The sequence below is a fragment of the Streptomyces sp. NPDC026417 genome (genome assembly GCF_055567695.1).
This window is the reverse complement of record NZ_JBVHPY010000102.1, coordinates 1-2,521: the sequence shown is the minus strand read 5'-3', so window position 1 is coordinate 2,521 and position 2,521 is coordinate 1. Positions and strand designations below refer to the sequence as shown.

The following is a 2,521-nucleotide window of genomic DNA, read 5'->3' as shown; positions in this document are numbered from 1 at the left end:
GTGGGGGGTGATGTTCCAGTGGGCGAGGAGGCGGGTGAGGGCTGTTTGGATGGCGAAGAGTGCGGGTTGGGCGTAGCGGGTTTCGTGGATGGCTTTGTCGTCGCTGAAGATGAGGTCTTTCAGTGGCCGGTCGAGGTGGGGGTCGAGGGCGGCGCACACCTCGTCGAAGGCGTCTGCGAATTCCTGGTACTGGTCGTAGAGTTCGCGTCCCATGCCGGGGCGCTGGCTGCCCTGCCCCGAGTACACGAACGCCGTACCACCCGTACTGCGTCCGCTGCGCACGGCGGCCGGGTGCTCGCGATCCTCGGCCAGCGCTGCGAGCGCGTCCAGTGCTTCGTCCCGGTCGTCCGCCAGGACGACCGCACGGTGATCCAGCGCCGCCCGCCCGGCCGTCAGAGCCCGGCCGATCGCCTCCGGATCGGCCGTGGGCGTGTCCACGACGTACGCACGCAACCGCTCCGCCTGCGCGCGGAGCGCTTCCGGACTGTGTCCCGAAACCGGCCAGAGGGCGGGGACGGCCGGGGCTGCCTCGGTCGACGGAGCGTCTGCCGAGGCCCCTTCGAGGATGACGTGGGCGTTGGTGCCGCTGATGCCGAAGGAGGAGACGGCGGCCCGGCGCGGCCGGTCCTCATCGGTGACGGGCCAGTCCTGGTCCTCGGTGAGGAGTCGGACGGCGCCGGTGCTCCAGTCGACGTGCGGAGTGGGCTCGTCGACGTGGAGGGTGCGGGGCAGACGGCCGTGCCGCATCGCCATGACCATCTTGATGACGCCGCCGACACCGGCCGCGGCTTGGGCGTGCCCGATGTTGGACTTCAACGAGCCCAGCAACACGGGGCGTTCGGAGGGCCGGTCCTGCCCGTACGTGGCGAGTAGCGCTTCCGCCTCGATGGGGTCGCCGAGCCTGGTGCCGGTCCCATGCGCCTCCATGGCGTCGATGTCGGCGGGGGAGAGGCCGGCCTGGGCGAGGGCCTGGCGGATGACACGCTCCTGTGAGGGGCCGTTGGGGGCGGTCAGTCCGTTGCTTGCGCCGTCCTGGTTGATGGCAGAGCCCCGGACGACGGCCAGGACGCGGTGTCCGTTGCGGCGGGCGTCGGAGAGCCGCTCCACCAGCAGCAGACCCACACCCTCGGCCCACGCGGTACCGTCGGCAGCCGCGGCGAACGGCTTGCAGCGGGCGTCCGCGGACAGGCCCCGCTGCCGGCTGAACTCCAGGAACATCCCCGGCGTCGCCATCACGGTGACGCCTCCCGCCAGGGCCAGGTCGCATTCACCCTGGCGCAGCGCCTGAGCGGCCAGGTGCAGAGCCACCAGCGACGACGAGCACGCCGTGTCCACCGTCACCGCGGGCCCTTCGAGCCCGAACGCGTAGGCGAGACGCCCGGACGCCACACTCGCCGTGCTGCCTGTGAGCAGATACCCGTCGAAGCCCTCCGCCGGCTCATGAAGGCGGGGTCCGTAGTCCTGCGCGGTCGCACCGACGAACACCCCCGACCGGCTCCCGCGCAGCGAGTCCGGCGCGATGCCCGCCCGTTCGAAGGTCTCCCACGCGGCCTCCAGAAGCAGCCGCTGCTGCGGGTCCATGGCCTCCGCCTCCCGCGGACTGATCCCGAACAGCGCCGGATCGAAAGCACCGGCGTCCCGCAGGAACCCGCCCTCGCGGACATACGTCGTCCCGGGCCGGTCCGGATCCGGGTCGAACAGCGCGTCGAGGTCCCACCCCCGGTCGTCCGGGAAGGGACCGATGGCGTCGCCACCGGAGGACACCAGGTCCCACAGGTCCTCGGGCGAGCCGACCGCGCCGGGGAAGCGGCAGGCCATGCCGACGATGACGACCGGGTCGTCGGTGGTCGCCGGCACGGCGGATCCCGCGCCGGCCGCCGGGCCGCTGTCCTGACGCCCCCCGCCCCCGGCGAGTCGCTCGTGCAGCAGCCGTACGACGGCATCCAGGGTGGGGTGGTTGTAGACCAGCGCGGACGGCAGCTTCAGCCCCGTGGCTTCCTGGAGCCGGTCACGCAGCTCCACCGACGCCAGCGAGTCGAACCCGAGGTCCTTGAAGGAGCGCTCCGCGTCCACCGCGTCGCCGGTCACATGCCCGAGGACGATCGCGGCCTGCGTCCTGACCAGGTCGAGCAGGCCGACGGGATCCGGAGCGGACCGGGCACCCACCCGGGCCTCCTCGACGGGCGGCGGGACCGCCGCCGGTACCGCAGTCGATCCCGACCCCGACCCCGACTCCAAGCCCGGTGCCGTGTCGAGCCAGTACCGCTGCCGCTGGAACGCGTACGTGGGAAGACCGACGGGCCGGCCGCCCCGGCCACCCAGGTCGTGGGCCCAGTCGACGTCGACGCCTCGTACGTGGGCGGCGGCCAGGGCACGCAGGACGGAATCGGCCTCGGGACGACCTCGTCGGAGTAGGGGGATGGCTTCGGGTGTGTGGGGGGTGAGGGTGGCGTCGGGTCCGATTTCGAGGAGGGTGGTGGTGTGGTGGGTGGTGGTGAGGGTGGTGATGTTGTCGTGGTAG

The 2,521-nt window shown here is 72.3% G+C and carries 1 protein-coding gene; it reads right to left on the bottom strand.

The window, feature by feature from the left end:
- A partial coding sequence (locus ACZ4NT_RS39095) for a type I polyketide synthase (RefSeq protein ID WP_467730183.1) occupies positions 1-2,521 on the bottom strand: 2,521 nt, incomplete at both ends.